Genomic DNA, 25,010 nt, shown 5'->3' with positions numbered 1-25,010 from the left:
CGACAGCAGCGTCCAGATGCGCGGCTGCTCGTTGCGGTCACCCGAGTCGTGGTCGTCGAGCAGCGTGCGGACCGCCGCCCGGTCGAAGGTCTTGCCCACGAACGACGTGGGCCCGGTCAGCAGGTCGTACGCCATGTCGCGCAGGCCGTCGCGGAACCAGGCGTCCAGCGGCACCTTGAAGCCCGACTTCGGGCGGTCCACGACGTCGGCGGGGAGGTGCTGGCGCGCGACCTCCTTGACGACCCACTTGGTCGTGCCGCCGCGCACCTTCACGTTGCTGGGCAACGAGAACGCGAGCTCGGCGACCCGGTGGTCGAGGAACGGCGGCCGCAGCTCCAGCGACGCGGCCATCGACATGCGGTCGCCGCGTTCCAGCAGGTTGTCCGCGAGCCAGGTGTGCGAGTCGGCGTAGAGCATGCGGCGCAACGCATCGCCGCGGCCGTTGACGTACGGCTCCAGCACCGAACGCGTCGCGGGCCCGCCCAGCAGCGCGGCCCGCTCGGCCACGGTGAACGGCGCGAACCAGCCGCGCATCCGTTCGGCGTACGAGGGTTCGGCGATCGCCCGCAACGCGATGCCCAGCCGGGCCTTCGAGGCGGGGAGCGCCTTCTCCAGGCGCCGCAACGCGAACGACGGCAGCGCGCCGGCAAGACGTGTCGCTGCGGCGAAGCGGTACTTCGGGTAGCCGCCGAAGAGCTCGTCGCTGCCCTCGCCGGACAGCACGACCTTCACGTCCCTGCGCGCGAGCTCGGCCAGGCGGAACACGGCCACGTCGGCGGGCTCGGACAGCGGGGCGTCCCGGTGCCAGGACAGCTTCGCCCAGCTGTCGCGGAAGTCGTCGGCCGTCACGATCACGCTGTGGTGCCTGCTGCCGACCATCCCGGCGACCTTCTCGGCCCAGTGCAGCTCGTCGACGCGCGGGTCGCCGAAGCCGGCGGAGAACGTGTGCAGCTCGGCGTCACCCCGTTCGCGCGCCACCAGAGCGGTGATCAGGGACGAGTCCACGCCACCGGACAGGTACGCGCCGACGGGCACGTCCGCGACCAACGCGTCCCGCACCGACGCCGTCAGCGCCTCGTCGACCAGACGGACGGCCTCCTCCGGCGTGACCTGCCGGATCTCCGACTCGCGCGGCAGCTCCCAGTACGGCTCCGTGCGCACCGAACCGTCCGCCGAAACGACCAGGTGGTGGCCCTGCGGCACCTTCCGCACGCCCCGCACGAGCGTGTGCGGCGCGGGCACCGACCGGTGCGCCAGGTAGTCGTGCAGCGACTCGGTGTCGACCTCGGCCGAGCCGATCGCGGGCAGCAGTGCCTTGATCTCGGACGCGAACGCGAACATCTGCGCGTCCGCGTAGTAGTACAGCGGCAGGATGCCCAGCCGATCGCGGAACAGGTGCGTCTCGCCCGACTTGGCGTCGTGGATCGCGTACGCGAACTGGCCGCGCAGCTTCGACACGCCCGCGGCGCCGTGCTGTTCGTACAGCGCCAGCAGGACCTCGGTGTCGCCGCTGGTCTTGAACGGGTACGCGAGCGCGGTGCGCAGCTGCTTGTAGTTCAGGATCTCGCCGTTGAACGCGATCGTCGTGGTGCCCGACGCGCCCGCCATCGGCTGCGGCGAGCCGGCCAGGTCGATGATCGAGAGCCGGGTGTGGGCGAAGCCGATCGAGCCGTCGGCCCAGAAGCCGCTGTCGTCCGGGCCGCGGTGGTGCAGCCGCTTCGCCATCTCCGCGAGCAGCTCGGGGGAGACGGGAGTGCCGTCGAACCTTCTGACGCCTGCGATGCCACACATGGTCAGCGGTCCTCCGCGATCTGCATCAGCTCACGGGCACGGGAGTCCCACGACGCGGTCAGCACGGCCGCGCGCCGCTCGGCAGGAGTCTTCAGGCCGCCGTCCTTGAGGGTCAGCCGGATCTGGTCGATGAACTCGGCCTCGCCGGACGCGATCCGGATGACGTCGGAGTAGCGCTCGACCTCGGGGAAGTCCGTGGACACCACGGCGAGGCCGAGTGCCAGGTACTCCTTCATCTTGATCGGGTTCGCGTGCTTGATCCAGTCGTTGTCGAGCCACGGCATCAGCGCCACGTCGAAACCCGAGCCGTAGCCGGGGATCTGCTCGTACGAGCGGAAGTCGAGCCAGTGCACGTTGGGGTACTTGGCGTAGCGCTCCATCGAGCAGGTGGCGTCACCGATCAGCACCACGGACGCCTCGGGGAACTCCTGCGCGACCTTCTCGATCAGGTCGAAGTCGACCAGGTAGTCGTCGAGGCTGCCGAAGAACCCGATGCGCGGCCCCGGAATCGACGCGATGTCCGCGGGCAGCTCGTCGCGGCGCGTGAAGTGGTCGACGTCCACGCCGTGGTCGAGGAAGTGCGCGCGCTCACCGGTCAGCGCGGACTCCTCTTCCTGGAGGGCGCGGCTGACGTAGAGCACGGTGTCCGAATTGGACAGCAGCTGGTTCTCCATCGCGGCGATGGTGCCCTGGTCGGCCTCGGGGAACGCCGAGTGCCGGTCCGAGCGGTTGAAGATCAGGCCCTTGTGCCGCATGGGCTTCACGACGTCCCAGGCCGTGGGAATCGTGGCCACGACGACCGGCGTGCCCATCCGCAGGAACCAGCAAACCATGCGAACTTGAGCCCGTACGAGGACGGAGTTCAGCTTGCGCAGCCACGGCTTGCCGTAGAACGGCAGGGGAGCGGGCGTCATCACGTAGAAGTTCGGCGTGTCCGGGATCGGCTGACGCACCAGCATCGCGACGCTCTTGGCCTTGCGCAGGATCCGGCGCAGGAACTGCGTGCTCTTGCCGGGCGAGGGCATCCGCAGGCCGATGCTGTTGACCAGCAACACCTTGCGGTGCTTCGCGACCCGGCGCAGCAGCTGGAAGTCCGAGTGCGCCCGGTTGTGGTACCACCAGTCCTGAGCCGAGAAGCACAGGTAGGCAGGCCCTTCCGAGGCCACTTCCTCCGGCCAGCGCCGCATCCCGAAAAGCCCCTTCAACGCCGTGCGGTGCTTCGGCGACCGCGCCCGCAGCCCCTCGTTCACCACCATCGCGAGCCACATGAAGAACGCGGCGAACCGCCCGTGCCGCTCGCGGTGCAGCCGGACCTTGTTCGCCGTGAGCATCGACCACAGCCGGGCGTTCGTGGACACCTCGCCGCCGATGTGCGTGACCGTCGCGCGCGGCTCGAACCAGACACCGCCGGCGCGCAACATGTAGTCGGTCTCCTCCGAATAGAGGAAGTACCGTTCGTCCAAAAGGCCGTGCTGCTCGATGACTTCCCTTTTGATCAGCCACGCGCAGCCCGTGGCCCAGTCCGCGGCGTGCGCGCCCTGGTAGGCCTTGTCGTCGGCGACGGTCTCGCCGAGCCCGATCCGTCCGGCGCGGCCACCGCCGATGAGGGCCTCCGCGAACGCTTTCAGGGCGCGGGGCGTGCGGCGCAGCGAGTGGGACAGCGCGCCGCTCTCGTCGACCAGACGGGGCACGACGATCGGCTTGTCGGCGGCACGGAGCGTCTCGAGGGCTCCGGGGTGCAACCGGATGTCCGCGTTGAGAACGAGAACGTCGTGACCCTCTGCTGCCTTGATGCCCAGATTCACGCCGGCCGCGAATCCACCGTTGACCGGGTTGCGCACGATCTGGACACCGGGACGAGTGGCGGCCGCCACAGTGCCGTCGGTGGAAGCGTTGTCGACGACCACGACCTTCGTGCCTTCCGGCAGCGAGTCCAGGCATCCCGCGATGACCTGTTCGCTCTGGTACGTGACGATGACCACCGCGACAGGTGACCGTTCCACAACCGCTCCTCGCACTCGGGCTTGTGCCCGCTACATCGAGCGATTTGGAACTCTCGTTACGAGATTGGCAGCATCTGTAACCGTTTTGCCCTCGCGGACGAGAATAAGGCGTGACGTCATCGCCGCACGTGTTGATCATCGTGCAGAACCTCCCCGTGCCTCTGGACCGCCGGGTGTGGCTGGAATGCCGAGCCCTCACCGCCGCCGGGTACGAGGTTTCGGTGATCTGCCCCAAGGGACCGGGTGATCCCGCTTACCAACTCCTCGACGGAGTGCACCTGTACAAGTACGCTCCGCCGCCCCAGGCGGAAGGCGCGCTGGGCTACGCGTGGGAGTTCCTGTACTGCTGGGTGCGCACCGCGTTGCTGAGCGTGAAGGTCCGCGCCCGCAGGCGGTTCGACGTCATGCAGGCGTGCAACCCGCCAGACACCTACTGGGCGCTCGCCCTGCTGTGGCGGCTCGGCGGGGTCAAGTTCGTCTTCGACCACCACGACCTCAACCCCGAGGTCTTCCTGTCCCGCTTCGGTGAGCCGAAGGGCGCGGCGGGCAAGCTGCAGTACCGGATCCTCAAGTGGCTGGAGCGCCGGACGTTCCGGACGGCCAACCGGGTGACGTCGACCAACACCTCGTACCAGAAGATCGCGTGGACGCGCGGCTCCGTGCCGCCCGAGCACACCACCGTCGTGCGCTCCGGTCCGGACACGACCGTGATGCGGCCTGTCGAGGGCGTGGACGAGCTGCGACGCGGCGGCAAACACTTGGTGGCGTATCTGGGAATCATGGGACCGCAGGACGGCGTCGACGGCGTCCTGGAAGTCGCACGGAGAGTTGTTTTCGACCGCGGCCGCACCGACGTCCGGTTCGCGCTGCTGGGCTTCGGCGACTGCCTCGAAGACCTGAAGAAGCAGGCCACGGCGTGGGGACTCGATCCGTACGTCGAGTTCACCGGACGTGTTGGGCCCGAACAGATCACCCGTTACCTGTCGACTTCGTCGGTCGGACTGGGCCCGGACCCGTTGTCGCCTTTGAACGACGTGTCCACTATGAACAAGACCATGGAGTACATGGCCTACGCGCTGCCGGTCGTCTCGTACCGGCTGACGGAGACCGTGGTGTCCGCCGGCGACTGCGCCGTCTACGTCGAGCCGGGTGACGTCGAGGCGTTCACCACGTCCCTGCTCGACCTGCTCGACGACGCGGAACGCCGTGGCCGTCTCGGCTTCGAGGGCCGCCGCCGCTGCGAGGCGGAGCTCGACTGGCGCCCGCAGGCCGAGAACTACGTGGCGGTGTTCGACGGGCTCACCGGCTTCGTCTCGCGCGGCCCGTTCCCCGACGGCAGGCCCTCGCTGACGGCGGGAACCGACCAGTGGGGCAACAAGATGATCGACGTGAGCGACGACGCCGCGCTCCGCGGGTTCGCCGTGAACCGAACGGGAGAATGATGTTCGTCAGAAGGATCGCGGTCGTCGGCACCGGGTACGTCGGTCTGACCACGGGCGCCTGCCTCGCCTCCCTCGGCCACCGCGTCGTGTGCGCGGATGTCGACGCCTCGAAGGTCGAACGGCTCTCGCGCGGCGAGGTCGACATCCTCGAACCCCGGCTCGCCGAGCTGGTGTCCGAGGGCCTCGCGTCCGGCCGCCTGTCGTTCGTGCTCGGTGCCTCGGCCGCCGTGGCCGACGCCGAGGTCGTGTTCCTCTGCGTGCCGACCCCGATGGGCGTCGGCGGCATCGCGGACCTCCAGGCCGTCGAGTCCGTTGTGGACGAAACGCGCGACCTGTTGCCGTCCGGCTGCGTGATCGTCAACAAGTCGACCGTGCCGGTGGGCACGTCGATCCGCACGGCCGAGCTGCTGCGCCGTGACGACGTCGCCGTCGTGTCGAACCCCGAGTTCCTCCGCGAGGGCTCGGCGGTGCACGACTTCCTGAACCCCGACCGGATCGTCGTCGGCTGCGACCAGCAGGACGCGGCCGAGCGCGTGGCCGCCCTGTACGCCCGCCTCGGCGCGCCGACGGTCCTGACCGACGCCGCGTCGGCCGAGATGGTCAAGTACGCGGCGAACTGCTTCCTCGCGATGAAGCTCTCGTACGTCAACGCGGTGGCGGAGCTGTGCGAGCGGCTCGGCGCGAACATCACCGACGTCACCGAGGGCATGGGCTACGACAAGCGCATCGGCCAGGCCTTCCTGAACCCCGGCCCCGGCTGGGGCGGTTCGTGCCTGCCCAAGGACACCCACGCGCTGCTCCAGGTCGCCGACGCCGCCGACTTCGAGTTCCGCCTGCTGCGCGCCACGATCGACACGAACGAGCGCCAGCGCCTGCGGATGGTCGAGAAGATCAGGCTCGCGGTCACCGGCAAGCGCGGCGGGTCGCTGTCCCACGTGCGCCTCGGCCTGCTGGGCCTGACGTTCAAGGCGGGCACGGACGACCTGCGCGATTCACCGGCGTTGGCCGTGGCGGCTCTGTTGCGACAGGCAGGTGCCGAGCTGGTCGGTTACGACCCGGCGCTGACCGGTGGCACGGATCTCGGTTCGGTGTCCGTTGTGGACGATCCGTACCAGGCGGCCAAGGACGTCGACGCGCTGGTCGTGCTCACCGAGTGGCCGGACTTCCGATCCCTGGACTGGGCGCGCCTCGCCGAGACCGTGCGGCAGCCGGTGGTCGTCGACACCCGCAACATCCTGGACCCGGACGTCATCCGCCGTGCGGGCTTCACCTGCACGTCGCTGGGCCGCTAGTCCATTTGAGACAGTCCATTTAGCTCAATGGTGTGACAGGGCGCGCGGCGTTCGTGTGCTAGCGCTTTGATTCCCGGCAACACCCGGCGGGACCGGCCCGCCGGGGTTCGTCGGGAGGAACCCAGTCGTGGCTGGACTCATGGACTTGGTCAACGGTCTCGTGCACCAGGCGAGCGGCCTGCTCGCACAGGCGAGCGAGCTCGCGCACGGCCTGCTCTCCATGTTGCCCCTCTGAGCTGTCCCCGCTCGTGATGAACGGCGCATTTGTTCACCTCAGGTGCACGAATGCGCCGTTCATCGCGAGCGTTGCGGACAGGCTTCTGGTCAGGTGAGTCAGCGAGGCAGGTCCGGTCCGTGGGTCGTCACGCCCGCGAACAGGTCGGTCTCCGGCAACGGGGCGTTCGTCGTGTCGAGAGCGCGGAAGTAGTGCTCCTGCAAGGCGAACGCCCCGTGCACCTGCTGGCTGGCGTGACACTGCAACGCCTTGCGCTTCTCGTCGGCCACCTCGCTGATGTCGATCGTGGTGGAACCGTCCTTGGCCGTGAGGTAGAGCTTCACCGGGATTCCCGTGCGGTACACGGCGAGCTTGGCCACCCGGATCACGTGCATGTGGTCGCGGTGCGAGCTGTAGTGCGTGACCACGACCTGAGGCTGGTAGTGCTCGATCAACGCGGCCAGCCGTCCGGCGGCGGTCTCCACGGGAATCGTGCAGAACCCGCCCTCCGGCACCTCGCCGGTGTGCCCGGAGTCGTGGTAGCCCAGCAGTTCCAGGTCCGAGATCCCCAACGCGTCGCACGCGGCCTGCAACTCGGCCCTCCGGTGCGCCGCCACGGCCTTGGGGTGATGCCCGACCTCACCGGGCACCGCACCACTGGGCGCGTCGTCGAACTCGCCGTTGGTACACGTCACCACCACGGTCCGAACGCCCTGTCTGGCGTAGTGCGCGAGCATGCCCCCGGTCGCCGTCGACTCGTCGCCCGGGTGGGCGTGAACGGCGAGCAGGGTTCTGGGTCCGGCTGACTGCACGCGGGCGACCGTACCCGGAAACTATTGTGCGGCCCGTGACCGACTTGCCGTCCGGCCTGAAGCCGCTAGAACTGGCCCACCACCTCCGCACCCAGATCGCGCGGGGACACTCCTACGCCCACTCCCGAAAGCACCGGTTCCGCTGGAAGTCCGTCGTGATTCGGCTGACCACGTTGGTCCTTTCGGCCGCATCGACGATCATCCTCGGCCTGCAGAACCTGGACCCGTGGACGGGCACGGCCTTCTCGTTGGTGGCGGTGGTGACCGTGGTGTCGGCGTTGGAGCCGTTCTTCGCGTGGCGGTCGTTGTGGGTGCTGATGGAGGACGCGAGCTATCGGTTCCATCGGCTGGAGGACGACCTCTCCTACTACATCGCCTCAACGCCGGCCACGGAGATCGATCCCGAACGCGTGCACGAGATGTTCCAGCGCTACCAGGAGATCTGGGACTCCTTGAGCACGCGCTGGCTTCGGTTCCGCGACAACGCCTGACTGTCAGACCTCGTCGCTACGGTTCTGGTCATGACTCCTGATCGCCGGTTGACCCCCTTCCGCGACGAGGCGCTCGCGCAGGGCATCCCGGCCGCCGACGTGGACCGGTGGCTGGCTCAGGCCCGCCCCTGCGCCACGCTGACCCGTCGAGGGGACGGCCCGGTCGTGGGCGAGTTCGGCGGCCCGCTCCTGCTGCCGGCTGGTGTTCCGGATCCCGCGCACCCGTACGTCGGGTGGATCGACCTCGCCGCTCTGCCTCCGGACGTGACGGACCTGCAGTTACCTGTCGACGGCCGCCTGTTGTTCTTCGCCTTCCCGCAGGTCGAGTGCAACTCGATGGGCAGCGTGGTGCACGTCCCGGCCGGCGCGGCCGTGGAGGAACGGGACGAGCTCGCCTGGGACGAGGGCGGCTGGGACGAGTACGAGGCGTTGATGAAGGCGTTCCCGCAGGGCCCGCTGCGGCTGAAGGCCGACGTGTCCCTGCCCTGTCACGGCTCGCTCCCGCTGCCGGACGGGCGGCCGCTTCCTGGCCATCCGCGGTCGGAGGATCTCGCCTCGCTGTGGGAGGACGTGCGTGAGGACGTCGCGCCTCTTGGCGAGCTGCAGATCGGGGGCTACGCCGACGAGGAGTGCATCGAGTCCGACCCGGTCGCCGGGGCCGTGCCCGACGCCGTGCGGGCAGGGAAGGCGAACGGGTGGGAGGTGTCGTCCGATGCCGCGGACTGGGTGCTGCTCGCGGACTGGCAGGTGGAGGTGGACGACTACGAGGGAGCGACGGTGCACTGGGTGATGCAGCGTGCGGATTTGGCGGCGGGGAGGTTCGAGAGGGCGTTCGTCAGCGTGTTCCACAACCCGTGAGGTCGGCCAGGCGGCCACCAGCGCCTTCAGAACCGTCGACCAGGCCGCCTCCGCTCCCGCGGGGGATTCGGGAGCGAAGACGGCCAGGTCACGCACCTGCCGACGTCACGGCGAGCCCGCGGGCTTCCCCTTGGCGTCCGGCGCGTTGGCATCCATCAGGTAGTTCTCCTGCCAGACCGCCCACTTGTACCCGACCCCGTTGGCGGTGACATAAGCCGCGCCCCACCCACTACCGGTGAACCGGTTGTTGATGGCCTTCATGTTCCGCCCGTACTGGTTCCCGTGGCTCGACTCCAGCCCGAGCTGGTAGCCGCCGCCCTCCAGCAGGTTGCCCTCGACGGTGACGTTGTCGATGTCGTCGCCGTAGGTCTGGATGAACAGCGCGCCGGTGTCCTGGCCGGTCGAGCAGTCGATCCGGTTGTTGCGGAACGTCAGGGTGCGGCCGGCGTTCTTGTCCAGCGGGAAGTCGCGGACGGTGGCGCCGTCGTTGTGCGCGTCGCCGGCCGTGCGCAGGCCGCGGACGTAGTTGCCCTCGGCCAGGCCGTTGAGGGTGCTGCCCGTGTTGTAGAAGCAGATGCCGGAACCCATGCCGGTGATGTAGTTGCGCTGCAGGGTGCCGACGCCGAGGAACGCGCAGGACTTCGCGATGGTCGACGCGGAGAGCTTGGAGGCGTCGATGTTCGAGTCGCGGATGGTCACCGGGGCGCCGGTGACCTGGCACGAGTTGCTGCCGCACGGGCCGTTGGTCGTGACGAGGGGGGCGGCCTCGTTGAGCTTGGCCGGGCGGATGCAGGACTTCTCGATGGTGATGTTGCCCGCGAACAGGACAAGGGCCTGCTCGATGCGCTTGCCCGAGATCACCGTGCCCGCACCGGGGGCTGCGGGGCCGGTGTAGACGGGCAGGGAGTCGCAGTTCAGGCCGTGCGCGGCCAGGCCGGTGTTGGCCTGGGTGAGCTTCCAGCCCGGTGAACCGGCCGGCGCGGGGGTGCCGGGGTTGTTGGGCGGCTTCACGGGGCCGTTCGTCGCGGACGGAAGTGCGGAGCTGCTGGGGGCCGCCGAGCTGCTCGGGGCGGGGGAACTGCTGGACGTGCTGGTCGAGGTGGCGCTGGTGCTGTCCGCGATCGGTGTCGGTTGGGCCGCCTTCGTCGGGGAGCAGGCGGCCAACGCGATGACACCACCGGTCAGCAGTACGGCCAATCTCAGTTTCACGGCTGGATCTACCTCCACGCGAGTTCACGACGGGGGACCGTGAACTCACTAATTGTGTCGTCGGCCGTTGCGGAATTTGTACGCACTCGTGCGACCGAGTTTTCGTACGGGGCCGTTGAACGCACAGCACACTGCACGGGACGACGTGAGGAGTCAAGCGGATCTCCTTGTGCCGCAACATCATCTTCCGTGCGGCCGGGAATACTCCATCCGTGTGAGCAGGCAGATCACGGTTTTATCACCGAGCCATTGGAAACCTTGATGTGTGACGTCAGCGACCCGTGAATGTCGCGCGGCCGGGACCGTCCGTGAGGAAGCTGTGCACGGCGCGTGGCAGATCTTCGGTCTCGAAGAGGGCGGACGCGATCGTCGTGACATGAGCGTCGGCCTCCGGAACGCCGCCGTTCTCGAAATGTGCCAGCACCTGTTTGGTTGCGAAGTGCGCCTGGGTCGGTCCGACGGCGAGAGACAGAGCGAACTGCTCGGCCGCCAGCGCGAAGCCCTCGTCCGGGAACACGCGGTTGACGACGTTCCACCGCTCCAGCGTCATAGCGTCGTAGAGATCGCCCGTCATCACGAACTCCTTCGCGCGCCCGACGCCCGCGCGCGCCGCCAGGCGTTGCGTGCCGCCCATGGTCGGCGTCAGGCCCACCACCTTCTCCACCAGCCCGAACCGCGCGCCCGAGGCGGCCACGATCAGGTCGCACGCCACCGCCAGCTCGAACGCCCAGGTCAGGCACAGGGCGTGGGCGGCGAAGACGGTGGGGATCGGCAGGGCGGCGAGGCGTTGGGGGAGCAGCAGCATGCGGTCGAACAGCTGCTGGGCCTCCTCGCGGTACTCCTGCGCGGCGAACAGCGACACGTCAACGCCGCCGCTCACGACCTTGCCCGTCGCGTTGACCAGCAGCGCCCGCGCGTCGCCCAGCTCGTCCAGGGCCTCGTGGAACTCCGCGTCGAGGTCGAGCGAGTAGAGGTTGAGCGGCGGCGCGTCGATCGTGATGATCGCGAGCTCGTCCCGTCGGGTCAGGTGGATCTTCAACTTCTCACAACCAATCGCGGCGCTTGAACATCACGTACAGCAGGTAGGACAGGCCGAAGATGCCCAGCGTGGAGACCCAGAAGCCCCACGGCTTCTCGAAGCCGGGGTACGGCACGTTCATGCCGTAATAGCCCGAGATCGCGGTCGGCACCGCGATGATCGCGGCCCAGCTGGTCACCTTCTTCATGATCGAGTTGAGCCGGTTGCCCTGCACCGCGACCTCGGCCTCGCGCAGGTTCGTGACCAGCTCGCGCATCGACTCGGTCAGTTCCGCCGTGAACAGCGTGTGGTCCTTGACGTCGAGGTAGTACGGCATCATCACGTCGTCCACGAGGTCGTGCTCGCGGTGCACGAGCGACCCCAGCACCTCGCGCATCGGCAGCGCGACCCGCCGCAGCTGCACCAGGGCGCGCCGCAGCCGCAGCGCCTTGCGGCCCACGTGCGGCTTCTCCTCGTAGATCCGGTCCTCGAGGGCCTCGATGTCGTCGTCGAGCTGCTGGGCCGCCGCGTAGTGGCCGTCCACGACGTCGTCGAGCAGGCCGTGCAGCAGGAACCCGATCCCGCTCTTCGCCAGCGCCGGCGCGGCGTCCCAGCGGCGCAGCACCCCGGCCAGGTCGTAGTCCTCGCTCTCGCGCACCGTCACGAGTGCGTTGCGAGCCACGAAGACGTCGACCTCGCACGTCCTGATCTCGTGTCCGGAGTAGCGGACCGCGTAGACGCTGAGGAACAGGTGGGTGGGATAGCGGTCGACCTTGGGGCGCTGACGTCCGGAGAAGGCGTCCTCGATCGCGAGCTCGTGCAGACCCAGCTCGTCGCGCAGCAGACCTGTCTCGTCCTGAGACGGCGCGCACAGGTCGAACCACACGATCGCGGACGGATCTTGGAGGTGGTTCGCGACGTCGGCGACCGGGAAGTCCCGGTCCACCAGTTCGCCGTTGCGGTACAAGCGGGTCCGGCCCATGGGTGACAACGATACGTAGATCTACTCAGATGTGAGGTTCCAGCCCGAGTTCCCGCTACCCTCGATCCGGTGAAGGTGGACCAACCACAACGCATAGGCGACTACCTGCTCCTGGGCAGGCTTGGTCGTGGTGCCATGGGAACGGTCTACCTGGGACAAGGCAGCGATGGGCGGCAGGTCGCCGTCAAGGTCGCCCGCGCCGAGCTCGCCGACGACCCGAAGTTCCGCGAGCGGTTCCGCCGCGAGGTGCAGATGGCCCGCGCGGTCGGCAGCGCCGGCACCGCCGCCGTCGTGGACGCGGACACGCGCGCGGCCCGGCCGTGGATGGCGACCGAGTACGTGCCCGGCCCGACGCTGCAGGAAGCCATCGAACGGCACGGCCCGCTGCCCGAGCACCACCTGCGCCGGCTGGCGGAGGGCCTCGCCGAGGCGCTGACCGCGATCCACCGGGCGGGCCTCGTGCACCGCGACCTCAAGCCGTCGAACGTGCTGCTCGGCGCCGACGGTCCACGCGTGATCGACTTCGGCATCTCGCGCGCGATGGAGCACACCGCGCTCACCGAGACCGGCATGGTCTTCGGCACGCCGGGCTTCCTCTCGCCGGAGCAGATCACCGGCCAGGAGGTCGCACCGCCGTCGGACGTCTTCGCGCTCGGCGCGGTGCTGGTCTACGCGGCGACGGGCAAGGGCCCGTTCGGCGAGGGCCCTACCGCGACGCTGCTGTACCGGGCCGCGCACGGCGAACCGGACCTCGACGGAGTGCCGAAGCCGCTGCGCCCGCTGGTGCAGAAGTGCATGCACCGCGACCCGGCCAAGCGCCCGGACCCGGCCGAGGTGACCCGCATGATCGCGCAGGTCGTGACGCCGAAGCCGCCGACCACCAAGCTGCCCGCGCCGATGACGCCCGCCGCCGCGACGTTCTCGACGTCGCGGATCGTGCCCACGGCGTGGGGCGTGCTGAACCTCGCCGCGGCCCTGCTCGCCGCCGCGATCGCCGACCCCGCCGCGAAGGCCAACGGCGCCACGCAGCTGCTGGCGCTGGCCGCGTTCTGCGTGCTGGTCGTGCGCGCGGTGCGGTTCTTCGGCGCCGCGGCCCGGCGCAAGGTCGTCATCGAGATCAGCCGTGAAGGCATCGCCACAACTCGCAACGGCAAGTTCCACCAGTACTGGTGGTACGAGCTCGCACGGGTGCGTGTGGTGCCGCACAAGAAACGGCCGTGGGTCGTCGTCTGGCTGAAGGATCCGGCGCCACGCCGCTTCTTCGGCGCGCACCACGGCGGTGTGCGGGTGTTCCCGATCGCCCACGAGCGGACCAGGCGGCGGCGCGAGCGCGAGGTCGCCGAGCTGCGCGCCGCTCTGGCCTGGTACCTGCCGCGGTCCTACGACGGCCGTTGATCAGGACGGGCTTCTGTCGGTCCACTCGACGGTGACGTCGACCGTCATCGTCGCGGTGTCGTCGGGCAACGGGCTGCCCGCGGGCTTGTCCTGCACGGACCCGGTGACCCGCCCTGTCGCCGGATCGATGCGGAACGAGGTCCTGGCGCCGTCGAGGGTCACCGTCCCGTTCTCCCAGTGGATGCCGGGTGTGGCGGCGAGCTCGCGGTAGGTCGCCGCCAGCTCCTCGTTGGTCGTGAACGGTGACAGCAACCTGCTCGAGGTCGCCTCCATCCTCTGCACGGGATCCACGGGCAACGGCAGCGCGAGGCTCGTCTCCTTGCACGGCGTGGCCGAGCAGAACGTGCCCCACAGGCGCGGGCCGTTGTCGCCCATCTGCGCGAGGCGTTCGATCGACTCCTGCGCACCCGCGACCGGCCGCGAGCGCCCGGTGAACTTGCGGTAGATGACGACCACCTCGCCCTCGGTGGAGGGGACCCACACGTTGATCTCGAACTCGAGGGCGGTGGCGCCGAAGGCGACCTTCTCCTCCACCTGGTTGATGGTGATCGTCTGCCAGATCAGGTACTTGAGGTGCCGGTACTTCGCGGTCGGCTTCTCGGCCAGCTCGAGGATCGTCGCGGCCTCCTGCAACGACGTGGCCGGGGTGACCGGCATCGTCGCGGGCGCGTCGCGGTGCGCGGGCCGCAGCACCACCACGAGCCCGGTGATCATCACGACCGCGACGACGGCGGCGGCGATGCCGATCCAGTTGCGCGAGGGGCGTCGTTTCGGCGCCTCGGTGAAGAGCTGTTCGCGCAGCCGGGCCAGGCGCACGTCGTCGCTGCCCCGCACGGGGTACAGCTCGGCGATGTCGTCGTCCAGCAGGTCACGCATTGCGGAGCTCCAGTTCCTTGAGCTTGGTGCGCAGGCGGTGCAGCCGGGATCGTGCGGTGGCGGGGTTCATGCCGAGGGCCTCCGCCGCCTCCTGCTTGGTGAGCCCGGCCAGCGACACGAGCAGCAGCAGGTCGCGGTCGACGTCCGGCATCCTGGCCAGCTCACCGGCGATCAGCCGCAGGTGCGCGCGGGCGTCGACGCGGGTGACCACCGTGTGCTCCAGCGACTCGGCGACACTGAGGTCCACCCCGTACCGCTCGGCGGTGCGCAACAGGCGCAGCTCGCGTTTGGCGTGGCCGCGCAACAGGTTCGTCGCGATGCCGTAGAGCCAGCCGACGACGCTGCCCCTCTCCGGGTCGTAACTCTCCTTGCCGCGCATGGCGGCCAGGAACGTCTCGCTGACGAGGTCGTCGGCCACGTCGACGCCCACCCGGCGCGCCAGATATCGGTGCAGCGGATGGGCGTGCTCGTCGAACAGCTCCGCGAACATCACGCCCCCAGTTGGCTTCTCGCGGCACGAGTGTTGCAGTGACGTGGGTCACAATTCGGTGGACGTGCTCTTGATGATGGTCGCATGACCAACTGGACCGTGGCGGTCGCCGACGCCGCGCGCTCGCCGCTCAACCGCGAGTACAACGCGGAGATGATCAGCCGCTACTGGGGGCGGCCCGCGAACGACGTCGAGATCGACGCCTACGAACGCGACGAGCAGGACCACGACGTGCCCGTGTTCCTCGTGGTCTCCCGCGACGGCGAGGAGGCGGGCTGTCTCGGCATGCGCTTCCTCGACGACGTGACCGGCGAGCTCACGCGGATGTTCGTGCGGACGCCGTTTCGCGGACAGGGCGCGGCTTCCGCGTTGCTGAAGGCGATGGAGGCGGAAGCGGTCGAGCGCGGCGTCACGACGCTGCGGCTCGACACGCGCAACGACCTCGTAGAGGCACGAACCCTGTACGCAAAGCACGGTTTTGCCGAGATAGACCGCTACAACGACGCCCAGTACGCCGACCACTGGTTCGAGAAGACTCTGAAGAGGCTAACGCCCCCTCCTCCTTTCGCGATGTCCTGAAGAGGTCGGGATGACGCGCGCCAGGAGGCATTGAACATGCGGTTGCGTCCACTGGTGATGGCATCTGCCGTCACCGCGGCACTGGTGGTGACCCCGGCCTCGGCGGCTCCCGCCGGTCGGGTTCTGGGTTATGTCGCCAACAACGGCGGCGGGGTGTCGGTGATCGACACGGCCACGAACGCGGTGTCCGAGACGATCTCTGACGGTGACGGCAGCACGCCGTACATGGCAGCGGTCGCCTTCGACGGAACCCGCGGCTACGTGACGAACACCGTGCAGAACACGTTGACGATCATCGACACGCCGACCAACACGGTCGACAAGTCCGTACCCGTCGGGAGCCACCCGGCTGGTGTGGCGGTCGCGCCCGGTGGCGGTTTCGTCTACGTCACCAACTACGGGGACGGCACCGTCTCCGTGGTCGACACGGCCACGCTGACGGTCACCGCGACCATCAACGTCGGCCCGAACGCCGACGGCGTCGTCGTCACGAAGGACGGCAAGGCCGTCTACGTCACGCACGACGTCCCCGGCCCGAGCAGTGTCTCGGTCATCGACACCACGGCCAACGCGGTCGTCACCACGATTCCGGTGGGCAGCGCGTCCACCGCCATCGCGGCGTCCGCCGACGGCACCCGGATGTACGTGGTGAACAAGGGTTCCGACAGCGTCTCCGCCATCGACGTCGCCACGCGCACCGTGGTCGGCACCGCCGCCGTCGGCTTCACGCCGCACGGCATCGCGTTGCTGCCCAACGGAACGCGTGCGTACGTGACGAACAGCGAGTTCGACTCGGTGTCCGTCGTGGATCTGGCGGCGATGGTGGAAACGCAGAAGATCTTCGTCGGTGACCGTCCGATCGGCGTGGCCCTCACGCCGGACGGTGCGAGCGCCTACGTCACGAACTACAACAGCAACACGGTGTCGGTCATCGACACGGCGTCCAACACGGTCTCCGGCTCCATCGCGGTCGGCCAGCGCCCGGTGGGCATCGCGATCAACTTCGTGCCGCCCGCCGCGTCGAAGCTCGTGGCAGGGAGTGCTCAGCTGCAGGTGCGGCTCCTCGGCTTCACGGTCCGCTCGCTCGACGCGACGCTGACCGAGAAGCACACCGGGGCGCCGGTCGCCGGTCAGCAGATCGTGTTCCGCACGGTGAAGGGCAACCCGCTCTGCACCGCGACCACCAACTCGTCCGGCAAGGCCACCTGCGACGCGAACGTGTCGTTGCTGGTCGGGCTGTCGACCCTGCTGCAGGGCTTCACGGCCTCGTACGCGGGCAACAACGAGCACGGTGGCGCTGCGGCGCACGGGATCATCACGCTGCTGTAGGCAATATCAGTCACGGTTGTTACATCCCTTGACTCGGACGAAATGCCCGGCATAGCGTCCGGGTCGAGGGATGTCCTCCGGTGACCGCCGCCCCGGATCACGAGGGGAGTGTCCGTGGCGGTCAAAACGCTGGTCGTGGCCGTGCTGGCAGCCGGCCTGATCGTGCCACCCGCACAGGCGGGGACGAGCGGCCCGCAGGCGGTCGTCAGCAGTTCGGGCGGAACGATCACCCTGGCGGTGACGCACAAAGGTAAGACGGTCGTGCAGCCGTCGCCGGTCGGGATCACCACCGAGCGCGCCGACCTGTCATCCGGTCTGACACTCGCCGGCAAGTCGCGCAGAGTGATCTTCGAGCACTACCGCACCACGTCCGGCAAGAAACGCGACCGGGTCGTGCGCGCCACCGAGACGGCGTACAGATTCACCACCGGTGCGAACAGGCTCGACCTCGTCGTGCGGGAGTCCGCCGACGGTGTCGCGTACCGGTACGAGCTGCCGCAGGACACCGGTGCCGTCACCGGCGAGGCGTCCGCGTTCGTGCTTCCAGCCGACGCGACGGCGTGGCTCGCGAAATTCCGGCGCGACTACGAGAACCCGTTCCTGCGCATGACGGCGGGGACCGCCGAGCCGGCCGAGTACATGCACCCCGCGCTGTTCGACGTCGGCGGCACCTACGCGTTGATCACCGAGTCCGATGTGGACGGACGATACTCCGGCGGGCACCTCGTGCACACCGGCGGCGGCAGGTTCCAGATCGAGCTGTGGGACGAGAAGGTGTCCGGGGCGCGGAAGACGCCGTGGCGCACCATGATCGTGGGTTCGCTCGCCACCGTCGTCTCCTCGACGCTGGTGGACGACCTGGCGCCGCCGTCCCGCATCAGGGACACGTCGTGGATCAAGCCCGGTCCGGCGGTCTGGACGTGGCTCGCCGGTGGCCGCACGGCCCAGCAGGACCTGGCGAAGCAGAAGGAGTTCGTCGACTACGCGGCGGCACGCGGGTGGCCCTACGTCGTGGTCGACGCCGGCTGGTACGACGACCCGAACTGGCGGCAGACGAGCTTCATCCCGGAGCTCGTGCGGTACGCGAAGGCGCGCAACGTCGGCATCCACACGTGGGTGCGGTTCAGCAGCGTCGACACGCCGGAGAAGCGCGCGGACTACCTGCCGTGGTTGCAGCGGTGGGGCGTGCAGGGACTGAAGATCGACTTCATGGACTCCGACGGCCAGGAGCGCTACCGCTGGTACGACGAGATCCTGCCCGAGACCGCACGCATGCACTTCCTCGTCAACTTTCACGGCGCCACGCTGCCGCACGGCGTCCACCGCACCTGGCCGCACGTCATGACGACCGAGGCCGTGCACGGCGCGGAGAAGTCCAGCGGCCTCACCACGAGCCACATCACCGCGTTGCCGTTCACCCGGAACGTGGTGGGAGGCATGGACTACACGCCCGGCGGCTTCCACCGCGCCCGCGCCAACACCGACGGCGGCGAGCTCGCGCTGTCCGTGCTGTACGAGTCCGGGATCCAGAACCTCGCGGGACGGCCGGACTCCTACGACGCCAGGCCGCTCGCGCGCTGGTTCCTGGAGCAGGCGCCGACGGCGTGGGACGAGACGCGGCTGCTGTCGGGCCGTCCCGGCGAGAACGTCGTGATGGCGCGGCGCGACGGTGATCGCTGGTTCGTCGGCGGTGCGATCGCGGGGGAGGCGCGAACTCTGGACCTGCCCGCGCTCGGAGGGGGCCGCTGGCTGGTGGAGGTCGTGCGTGACGGTGCTGCCGGCCTGGTGAAGGAAACCCAGGTCACGGACCAGAAGCTGACCATCCCGGTCGCGAAGGACGGTGGGTTCGTGGCGATCGTCTGCCGTCCGGTGCGCGACACCTGCGCACGGCCCACCGGCGGAATCCCGTCCACGACGGTGATCGTCTCTCCTGAACGGGTGTCGGTGCAGCCGGGGCAGACGTTCGAGATGAGCGGCACGTTCACCAACACCTCGGACCGGGCGTTGTACGGCGTGACCTTCGCGCCGCGCGTGCCCTCCGGGTGGAGTGCGTCCCGTGCGGTCCGCGCGTTCCGGGTCGCGCCGGGGGAGTCGTTGAGCGGCCGCTGGACGGTCACGGTCGGCGCGAATCCGGTGGTGGGGCTGACCGACGTGCCCGCAGTGGCGCGGTTCTCCGGCGTCGAAGCCGAGAAGGCCACGCGCACGCACGTGTGGAAACCGTTGCCCGCCGGGCAGTCCTACGTCCCCGGCAACGATCTCTCGGTCGAGGGCCGGACGTTGACGACGGGTGGCGTGCGGTTCGGCAAGGGCATCGGCACGACGCCCGCGGACAAGACGTTCGAACTGGGTTCGTGTTCCCGATTCGACGCCACGGTCGGGGTGGACGACGAGGTCGACGGCCGCGTGGACCGCGCTGCCGGCGTCGGCGGCACGGTGACGTTCGTCGTGGTGGGGGACGGCCGCGTGCTGTACGAGAGCCTGTTGCGGAAGTCCGTCGACCCGGCGTTGCCGATCAGCGTGGACGTCGGCGGGGTGAAGTCGCTGACGTTGCGCGTGACCGACGGCGGTGACGGCACCAGCCTCGACAACGCGGTGTGGGGTGACGCGCGGCTGCACTGCTGAATTGCGCGGCATCGATTCTTCGACACTTTTTCGTCGAATGCGCCCGTCGATTCGCTGAGTCGTGATTCGACGCTCTCCCAACGGTTTCGCGCGCTTGACGCTGTCGAGAAGGCCGCCATAGGGTGCCAAAAGGCGCGCATACCAGGCAAAAAGTTTCGAAAACGAGGTCTGATGAAGCCGGCTCGTCTGATCATGACGTTGTTCACCGCCGTGGCGTTGTCGATGCCGTTGGCGTCGGCGGCCTCGGCCGCACCGGAAGCGAGCGGCCACCACCACACGTTGCGCGCGGCAGCTCCCAAGGGTTTCTACATCGGCAGCGCGGTCGCTGGTGGCGGTCACCACGAGAACCAGCCCTACCCCGACCCCTTCACCTCCGACCGGCCGTACCGGAAGGTGCTCGCCGCCGAGTTCAGCTCGGTGTCGGCGGAGAACCAGATGAAGTGGGAGTACATCCACCCCGAGCGCAACCGGTACAACTTCGGCACGGCGGACGCGATCGTGCGGTTCGCCCAGCAGAACCGGCAGGTCGTCCGCGGCCACACCCTGTTGTGGCACAGCCAGAACCCGGAGTGGCTCGAGAAGGGCCAGTTCACCAAGGACGAGCTGCGTGCGATCCTGCGCGAGCACATCACGACCGTGGTCGGGCGGTACGCGGGCAAGATCCAGCAGTGGGACGTGGCCAACGAGATCTTCACCGACGCGGGTGCGCTGCGGACCGCGGACAACATCTGGATCCGCGAGCTCGGTCCCGGCATCATCGCGGACGCGTTCCGGTGGGCGCACCGGGCCGACCCCAGGGCGAAGCTGTTCTTCAACGACTACAACGTCGAGGGCGTCAACGCGAAGAGCGACGCGTACCACGCGCTGATCAAGGACCTGCGTGCGGCCGGCGTGCCCGTGCACGGCTTCTCCGCCCAGGGACACCTCAGCCTGGACTACGGCTTCCCGGACGACCTGGAGCGCAACCTGAAGCGGTTCGCCGCTCTGGGCCTGCAGACCGCGCTCACCGAGGTCGACGTGCGGATGACCCTGCCCGCGAGCGGCGTGCCGACCGAGGCTCAGCTGCGCCAGCAGGCCGACTACTACCAGCGCATGCTCACCGCGTGCCTGAACGTCAGCACCTGCCGGTCGTTCACCATCTGGGGCTTCGTTGACAAGTACTCGTGGGTGCCGGTCTTCTTCCAGGGCCAGGGCGCGGCCACGGTGATGTGGGACGACTTCAGCCGCAAGCCCGCGTACCACGTCCTGCGCTCCACCCTGGCCGAACGCAGGTGACCCGCTCGTGATGAACGGCGCTTTTGTCCACCTCAGGTGGACAAAAGCGCCGTTCATCACGAGTCAGGCGGCCGCCGGCAGGTCGGCGCGCGCGGCCGTCACGAAGTCCTCGCAGGACAACCGTGACGCGACGCCGTGCACGACCTGCCACCCGGCGGGCACCTGCAGCACCGCCGGCCAGATCGAGTACTGGCCCGTTGGGCTGACCAGCACCAGGAACATGGTGTGAGCCTGAGCGAACGGGGAAGTCATGACCTCAGGGTGACCTGGGACACCTAGGGGCGCGCTGTTCCCCCACTCGAGCCCACCGGCTTTCCGATCCGGGTGCTCTTGTGATTACGTGGCGGAGTGACTGTGGAACAGGTGGTCCTCCTCGCTGAGGACGGTTCGGCCATCGGCGTCGAGGACAAAGCCGTCGTGCACCACGCGGACACCCCGCTGCACCTGGCGTTTTCCAGCTACGTCTTCGACTCGGCCGGCCGGATCGTGCTCACCCGGCGCGCACTGCACAAGAAGACGTTCCCCGGCGTGTGGACGAACACCTGCTGCGGTCACCCCCTCCCGGACGAGGACATGGCACAGGCCGTGCTGCGGCGTCTGCAGGACGAGCTCGGCATGAAGTGCTCCGAGCCCGAGCTGCTGCTGCCGCGGTTCCGCTACCGCGCCGAGATGGACGGCGTCGTCGAGAACGAGATGTGCCCGGTGTTCCGGGTGCTCTGCGACGACGAGCCCACGCCGAACCCGGACGAGGTCGATTCCACCGAGCGGGTGGCGTGGGCGGAGTTCTCGGACGCCGTCCTGAACGGCACGCGTGAGATCTCGCCGTGGGCGAAGCTCCAGATCGCCGAACTCGTGAAGCTGGGGCCCGATCCGCTCCAGTGGCCCGTCGCGGACCGGGCCGGGCTGCCCAGCGCCGTCAGGCTGGGGTCACCACTCCAGTGAGCCACCGTTCTGGTACTCGATGACGCGGGTCTCGAAGAAGTTCTTCTCCTTCTTCAGGTCCATCATCTCCGACATCCACGGGAACGGGTTCTCGGTCGGCTCCCACACCGGTTCCAGGCCGAGCTGGGCGCAGCGGCGGTTCGTGATGAACCGCATGTACTGCTCGCACAGCTCGGAGTTGAGGCCGAGGATGCCGCCCGGCATCGTGTCCCGGCCGTAGGCGATCTCCAGCTCGCAGCCCTCCGCGAGCATGGTGCGCACCTCCTTCTGGAACACGTCGTTCCACAGGTGCGGGTTCTCGATCTTGATCTGGTTGATCGCGTCGATGCCGAAGTTCAGGTGGATCGACTCGTCGCGCAGGATGTACTGGTACTGCTCGGCGACGCCGACCATCTTGTTGCGCCGTCCGAGCGACAGGATCTGCGCGAACCCGGTGTAGAACCACATGCCCTCGAAGACCACGTAGAACGCGACGAGGTCGCGCAGGAACGCCTGGTCGTTCTCCGGCGTGCCGGTCCGGAACTCCGGGTCCTCCAGGTGCTGCGTGAACTGCAGCGCCCACGCGGCCTTGTCCGTGATCGACGGGATCTCCCGGTACATGTTGAACAGCTCGCCCTCGTCCAGACCGAGCGAGGTGCAGATGTACTGGAACGTGTGGGTGTGCACGGCCTCCTCGAAGGCCTGACGCAGCAGGTACTGGCGGCACTCGGGGTTGGTCAGGTGCCGGTACACCGCGAGCACGATGTTGTTGGCCACCAACGATTCTGAAGTCGCGAAGAAGCCGAGGTTCCGCTTGATCATGCGGCGTTCCTCGTCGGTCAGACCGTCCTGGGACTTCCAGAGGCTGATGTCGGCCTGCATCGAGACCTCGGTCGGCATCCAGTGGTTGTTGCAGCCGTTGAGGTACTTCTCCCACGCCCAGTGGTACTTGAGCGGCAGCAGCTGGTTGACGTCGGCGCGGCAGTTGATCATCGCCTTCTCGTCGACGGAGACGCGCCCGGCGCCCGCTTCGATGTTCGTCACTGGCAGGCCTCGCAGTCGGGTTCGGTGATGGAGCAGGCGGTGGGGGAGACGGCGTTGAGCTTGCCGTCGGTGCCCTGCAACGTGGACTTCTCCACGTGCGTGGCGCTCTGCGTGCGCAGGTAGTAGGTGGTCTTGAGGCCGCGCACCCACGCCAGCTGGTACAGCTCGTCGAGCTTGCGGCCGCTCGGTTGCGCGAGGTAGAGGTTCAGCGACTGCGCCTGGTCGATCCACTTCTGCCGGCGCGCGCCCGCCTCGATCAGCCACGAGCTGTCGACCTCGAACGCCGTGGCGTACAACGCCTTCAGGTACGGGGGCACCCGGTCGATCGGGCCGAGGCTGCCGTCGTGCAGCTTCAGGTCCGAGATCATCTGCTCGTCCCACAGCTTGCGCTGCTTGAGCGCGTGCACCAGGTCCGGGTTGATGACGGTGAAGTCGCCGGACATGTTCGACTTCACGTAGAGGTTGCGGTACAGCGGCTCGATCGACTGGTTCACGCCGGTGATGTTCGCGATGGTCGCGGTCGGCGCGATGGCCATGACGTTCGAGTTCCGCATGCCCTTGCGGACCTTCTCGCGGACCGCCGCCCAGTCCATCGTGGACTCGCGGTTCTGGTCGAGCTCGCCGGGACCGCGGTTCTGGGCCAGGATCCCGATGGAGTCGATCGGCAGGATCCCGTTGCTCCACAACGAACCCTCGAACGACCGGTACGCGCCGCGCTCCTGCGCCAGATCGGTGCTGGCGGAGATCGCGTAGTAGCTGATCTCCTCCGTGCTGCGGTCGGCGAACTCGACGGCCTCCGCGCTGGCCATCGGCGTGCCGAGCGTGAACAGTGCGTCCTGGAAGCCCATCAGACCCAGCCCCACCGGGCGGTGCTCGAGGTTGGAGTTCCGCGCCTCGGGGATCGTGTAGTAGTTCACGTCGATCACGTTGTCGAGCATGCGAACCGCGGTGCGCACGGTCTTTTCGAGCCGTGCGTGGTCGACGCCGTCGGCCGTGACGTGCCGCGCGAGGTTCACACTGCCGAGATTGCACACGGCGACCTCGTCGGTCGTGGTGTTCAGGGTGATCTCGGTGCAGAGGTTGCTGGAGTGCACGACACCGCTGTGCTGCTGCGGCGAACGCAGGTTGCACGGGTCCTTGAACGTGATCCACGGGTGGCCGGTCTCGAACAGCATGGTCAGCATGCGCCGCCACAGGTCGACGGCGGGGAGACGGCGGAAGACCTTGATCTCGCCGTTGTCGGCCTTCTCCTCGTACGCGCGGTACTTCCGTGCGAAGTCGTCGCCGAACGCGTCGTGCAGGTCCGGCACCTCGTCGGGCGAGAACAGCGTCCACTGGCCGTTCGCGCGCACCCGGCGGATGAACTCGTCCGGCACCCAGTTCGCGGTGTTCATGTCGTGGGTGCGGCGCCGCTCGTCGCCGGTGTTCTTGCGCAGGTCGAGGAACTCCTCGACGTCGATGTGCCAGGTTTCGAGGTACGCGCAGACCGCGCCCTTGCGACGCCCGCCCTGGTTGACCGCGACCGCGGTGTCGTTGGCAACCTTGAGGAACGGCACGACGCCCTGCGACTTGCCGTTGGTGCCCTTGATGTGCGCGCCGATCCCGCGCACCGGCGTCCAGTCGTTGCCCAGGCCGCCGGCGAACTTGCTGAGCAGCGCGTTGTTGCTGATGCCGTGGAAGATCCCGGCGAGGTCGTCCTCCACGGTGGTGAGGAAGCACGACGACAGCTGCGGGCGTGTCGTGCCCGAGTTGAACAGCGTCGGTGTCGAGCACATGAAGTCGAACGACGAGAGCAGCTCGTAGAACTCGATCGCACGGGCGTCGCGGTCGTCCTCCTCGAGCGCGAGGCCCATGGCGACGCGCAGGAAGAACGCCTGCGGCAGCTCGTAGCGGCGGCCGTCGTGATGCAGGAAGTAGCGGTCGTACAGCGTCTGCATGCCCAGGAACTGGAAGTTCAGGTCGCGTTCCGGCTTCAGCGCGGCGCCGAGACGAGCCAGGTCGAAGTCCGCGAGGCGCGGGTCGAGCTGGCCCAGCTCGATGCCGTGGCGGACGAACGCGGCGAAGTACGACGGGTAGCGCTCGGTCATCTCGGCGTGCGACAACGGCACTCCGCACGCCTCGGTGCGCAGCTTGTCCAGCAGCAACCGGGCGCTGACGTAGGAGTAGTCCGGGTCCTGCTCGACCATCGCGCGGGCGGCCATGATCGGCGCCAGCGCGAGCTCGGCGTCGGTGATGCCTTCGTACAGATTTCGCTTGGTCTCAGCCAGAACCGCCTCCGCCGACGCGTTGGGCAGGTCGGCACACGCTTCATGGATGACCACTGAAAGGCGGTCGGGCACGCTCTCTCCTCGCGAGCAAGGCTCGAAG

Annotated in this window: 21 protein-coding genes; 10 read left to right on the top strand and 11 right to left on the bottom strand. The window is 68.5% G+C overall.

The features are described 5' to 3' along the window. On the bottom strand, positions 1–1,791 hold a 1,791-nt coding region (asnB, locus tag ACFOWZ_RS35640; RefSeq protein ID WP_382378332.1), incomplete at its 3' end, for an asparagine synthase (glutamine-hydrolyzing). A 2-nt stretch (positions 1,792–1,793) separates the two neighbouring features. Next, positions 1,794–3,794, bottom strand: coding sequence for a glycosyltransferase (locus tag ACFOWZ_RS35635; RefSeq protein ID WP_382378331.1), 2,001 nt, complete (start codon positions 3,792–3,794; stop codon positions 1,794–1,796). 110 nt (positions 3,795–3,904) lie between these two features. Here ACFOWZ_RS35635 and ACFOWZ_RS35630 point away from each other — a divergent pair, with 110 nt between their 5' ends. Together ACFOWZ_RS35630 and ACFOWZ_RS35625 are read left to right on the top strand one after the other, a co-directional pair. After that, positions 3,905–5,236 (top strand): glycosyltransferase family 4 protein, encoded by a 1,332-nt coding sequence (locus ACFOWZ_RS35630; protein ID WP_382378330.1) that lies wholly within the window; start codon positions 3,905–3,907, stop codon positions 5,234–5,236. Beyond that, the gene (locus ACFOWZ_RS35625; protein ID WP_382378329.1) at positions 5,236–6,528 is read left to right on the top strand and encodes a UDP-glucose dehydrogenase family protein; all 1,293 of its coding nucleotides are present in this window, start codon (positions 5,236–5,238) and stop codon (positions 6,526–6,528) included. The genes ACFOWZ_RS35630 and ACFOWZ_RS35625 overlap by 1 nt, the downstream gene beginning before the upstream one ends. A gap of 333 nt (positions 6,529–6,861) precedes the next feature. Here ACFOWZ_RS35625 and ACFOWZ_RS35620 read toward each other — a convergent pair whose 3' ends face one another. Continuing rightward, entirely contained in the window at positions 6,862–7,554 is a 693-nt protein-coding gene (locus ACFOWZ_RS35620) for a PIG-L deacetylase family protein (protein ID WP_382378328.1), read from the bottom strand. A gap of 35 nt (positions 7,555–7,589) precedes the next feature. Between ACFOWZ_RS35620 and ACFOWZ_RS35615 the strand changes: the two genes are divergently transcribed. Both ACFOWZ_RS35615 and ACFOWZ_RS35610 read left to right on the top strand, forming a co-directional pair. After that, positions 7,590–8,045, top strand: a complete 456-nt coding sequence (locus ACFOWZ_RS35615; protein ID WP_382378327.1) for an SLATT domain-containing protein — start codon at positions 7,590–7,592, stop codon at positions 8,043–8,045. Between the two features lie 30 nt (positions 8,046–8,075). Next, positions 8,076–8,903, top strand: coding sequence for a hypothetical protein (locus ACFOWZ_RS35610; protein ID WP_382378326.1), 828 nt, complete (start codon positions 8,076–8,078; stop codon positions 8,901–8,903). A 105-nt stretch (positions 8,904–9,008) separates the two neighbouring features. On the opposite strand, the gene ACFOWZ_RS35605 is transcribed toward ACFOWZ_RS35610, so the two are convergent. The 3 genes from ACFOWZ_RS35605 to ACFOWZ_RS35595 all read right to left on the bottom strand — a co-directional run bounded on the left by ACFOWZ_RS35605 (position 9,009) and on the right by ACFOWZ_RS35595 (position 12,112). Beyond that, complete coding sequence (locus ACFOWZ_RS35605) at positions 9,009–10,112, bottom strand: hypothetical protein (protein WP_382378325.1); 1,104 nt, start codon at positions 10,110–10,112, stop codon at positions 9,009–9,011. A gap of 271 nt (positions 10,113–10,383) precedes the next feature. Beyond that, positions 10,384–11,151: an enoyl-CoA hydratase/isomerase family protein gene (locus ACFOWZ_RS35600; protein WP_382378324.1), complete on the bottom strand. Its 768-nt coding sequence runs from the start codon at positions 11,149–11,151 to the stop codon at positions 10,384–10,386. A gap of 4 nt (positions 11,152–11,155) precedes the next feature. Next, a complete protein-coding gene (locus ACFOWZ_RS35595) occupies positions 11,156–12,112 on the bottom strand; it encodes a magnesium transporter CorA family protein (protein ID WP_382378323.1) in 957 nt (318 codons plus the stop codon). Between the two features lie 69 nt (positions 12,113–12,181). On the opposite strand from ACFOWZ_RS35595, the gene ACFOWZ_RS35590 reads away from it, so the two are divergent. Beyond that, positions 12,182–13,507, top strand: coding sequence for a serine/threonine-protein kinase (locus tag ACFOWZ_RS35590; RefSeq protein ID WP_382378322.1), 1,326 nt, complete (start codon positions 12,182–12,184; stop codon positions 13,505–13,507). Here ACFOWZ_RS35590 and ACFOWZ_RS35585 read toward each other — a convergent pair whose 3' ends face one another. Then, positions 13,508–14,383, bottom strand: coding sequence for a hypothetical protein (locus ACFOWZ_RS35585; protein ID WP_382378321.1), 876 nt, complete (start codon positions 14,381–14,383; stop codon positions 13,508–13,510). It lies immediately after the preceding gene. Further along, positions 14,376–14,873 (bottom strand): RNA polymerase sigma factor, encoded by a 498-nt coding sequence (locus ACFOWZ_RS35580; RefSeq protein ID WP_035914006.1) that lies wholly within the window; start codon positions 14,871–14,873, stop codon positions 14,376–14,378. Before ACFOWZ_RS35580 ends, ACFOWZ_RS35585 begins: the two co-directional genes overlap by 8 nt. Positions 14,874–14,957: 84 nt before the next feature. On the opposite strand from ACFOWZ_RS35580, the gene ACFOWZ_RS35575 reads away from it, so the two are divergent. From ACFOWZ_RS35575 to ACFOWZ_RS35560, 4 genes are all read left to right on the top strand, one after another. Further along, a complete protein-coding gene (locus tag ACFOWZ_RS35575) occupies positions 14,958–15,452 on the top strand; it encodes a GNAT family N-acetyltransferase (protein WP_382378320.1) in 495 nt (164 codons plus the stop codon). 36 nt (positions 15,453–15,488) lie between these two features. Then, positions 15,489–16,781: a YVTN family beta-propeller repeat protein gene (locus tag ACFOWZ_RS35570; protein WP_382378319.1), complete on the top strand. Its 1,293-nt coding sequence runs from the start codon at positions 15,489–15,491 to the stop codon at positions 16,779–16,781. A 114-nt stretch (positions 16,782–16,895) separates the two neighbouring features. After that, positions 16,896–19,403: a glycoside hydrolase family 97 catalytic domain-containing protein gene (locus tag ACFOWZ_RS35565; RefSeq protein ID WP_382378318.1), complete on the top strand. Its 2,508-nt coding sequence runs from the start codon at positions 16,896–16,898 to the stop codon at positions 19,401–19,403. A 171-nt stretch (positions 19,404–19,574) separates the two neighbouring features. Beyond that, positions 19,575–20,678, top strand: coding sequence for an endo-1,4-beta-xylanase (locus tag ACFOWZ_RS35560; RefSeq protein ID WP_382378317.1), 1,104 nt, complete (start codon positions 19,575–19,577; stop codon positions 20,676–20,678). 63 nt (positions 20,679–20,741) lie between these two features. On the opposite strand, the gene ACFOWZ_RS35555 is transcribed toward ACFOWZ_RS35560, so the two are convergent. Further along, the gene (locus tag ACFOWZ_RS35555) at positions 20,742–20,930 is read right to left on the bottom strand and encodes an MbtH family protein (RefSeq protein ID WP_382378316.1); all 189 of its coding nucleotides are present in this window, start codon (positions 20,928–20,930) and stop codon (positions 20,742–20,744) included. A gap of 102 nt (positions 20,931–21,032) precedes the next feature. On the opposite strand from ACFOWZ_RS35555, the gene idi reads away from it, so the two are divergent. Continuing rightward, the gene (gene idi / locus ACFOWZ_RS35550) at positions 21,033–21,620 is read left to right on the top strand and encodes an isopentenyl-diphosphate Delta-isomerase (protein WP_382378315.1); all 588 of its coding nucleotides are present in this window, start codon (positions 21,033–21,035) and stop codon (positions 21,618–21,620) included. Here the strand turns inward: idi and ACFOWZ_RS35545 are convergent. Beyond that, entirely contained in the window at positions 21,606–22,592 is a 987-nt protein-coding gene (locus ACFOWZ_RS35545) for a ribonucleotide-diphosphate reductase subunit beta (RefSeq protein ID WP_382378345.1), read from the bottom strand. The genes idi and ACFOWZ_RS35545 overlap by 15 nt on opposite strands. A gap of 47 nt (positions 22,593–22,639) precedes the next feature. Further along, the gene (locus ACFOWZ_RS35540; RefSeq protein WP_382378314.1) at positions 22,640–24,982 is read right to left on the bottom strand and encodes a ribonucleoside-diphosphate reductase subunit alpha; all 2,343 of its coding nucleotides are present in this window, start codon (positions 24,980–24,982) and stop codon (positions 22,640–22,642) included. Positions 24,983–25,010: the final 28 nt, after the last annotated feature.

Source organism: Lentzea rhizosphaerae, from assembly GCF_042649515.1.
GTDB classification, from domain to species: domain Bacteria; phylum Actinomycetota; class Actinomycetes; order Mycobacteriales; family Pseudonocardiaceae; genus Lentzea; species Lentzea aerocolonigenes.
Note: the sequence above shows the minus strand (reverse complement) of the source record. Positions and strands in the feature narration are given on the sequence as shown.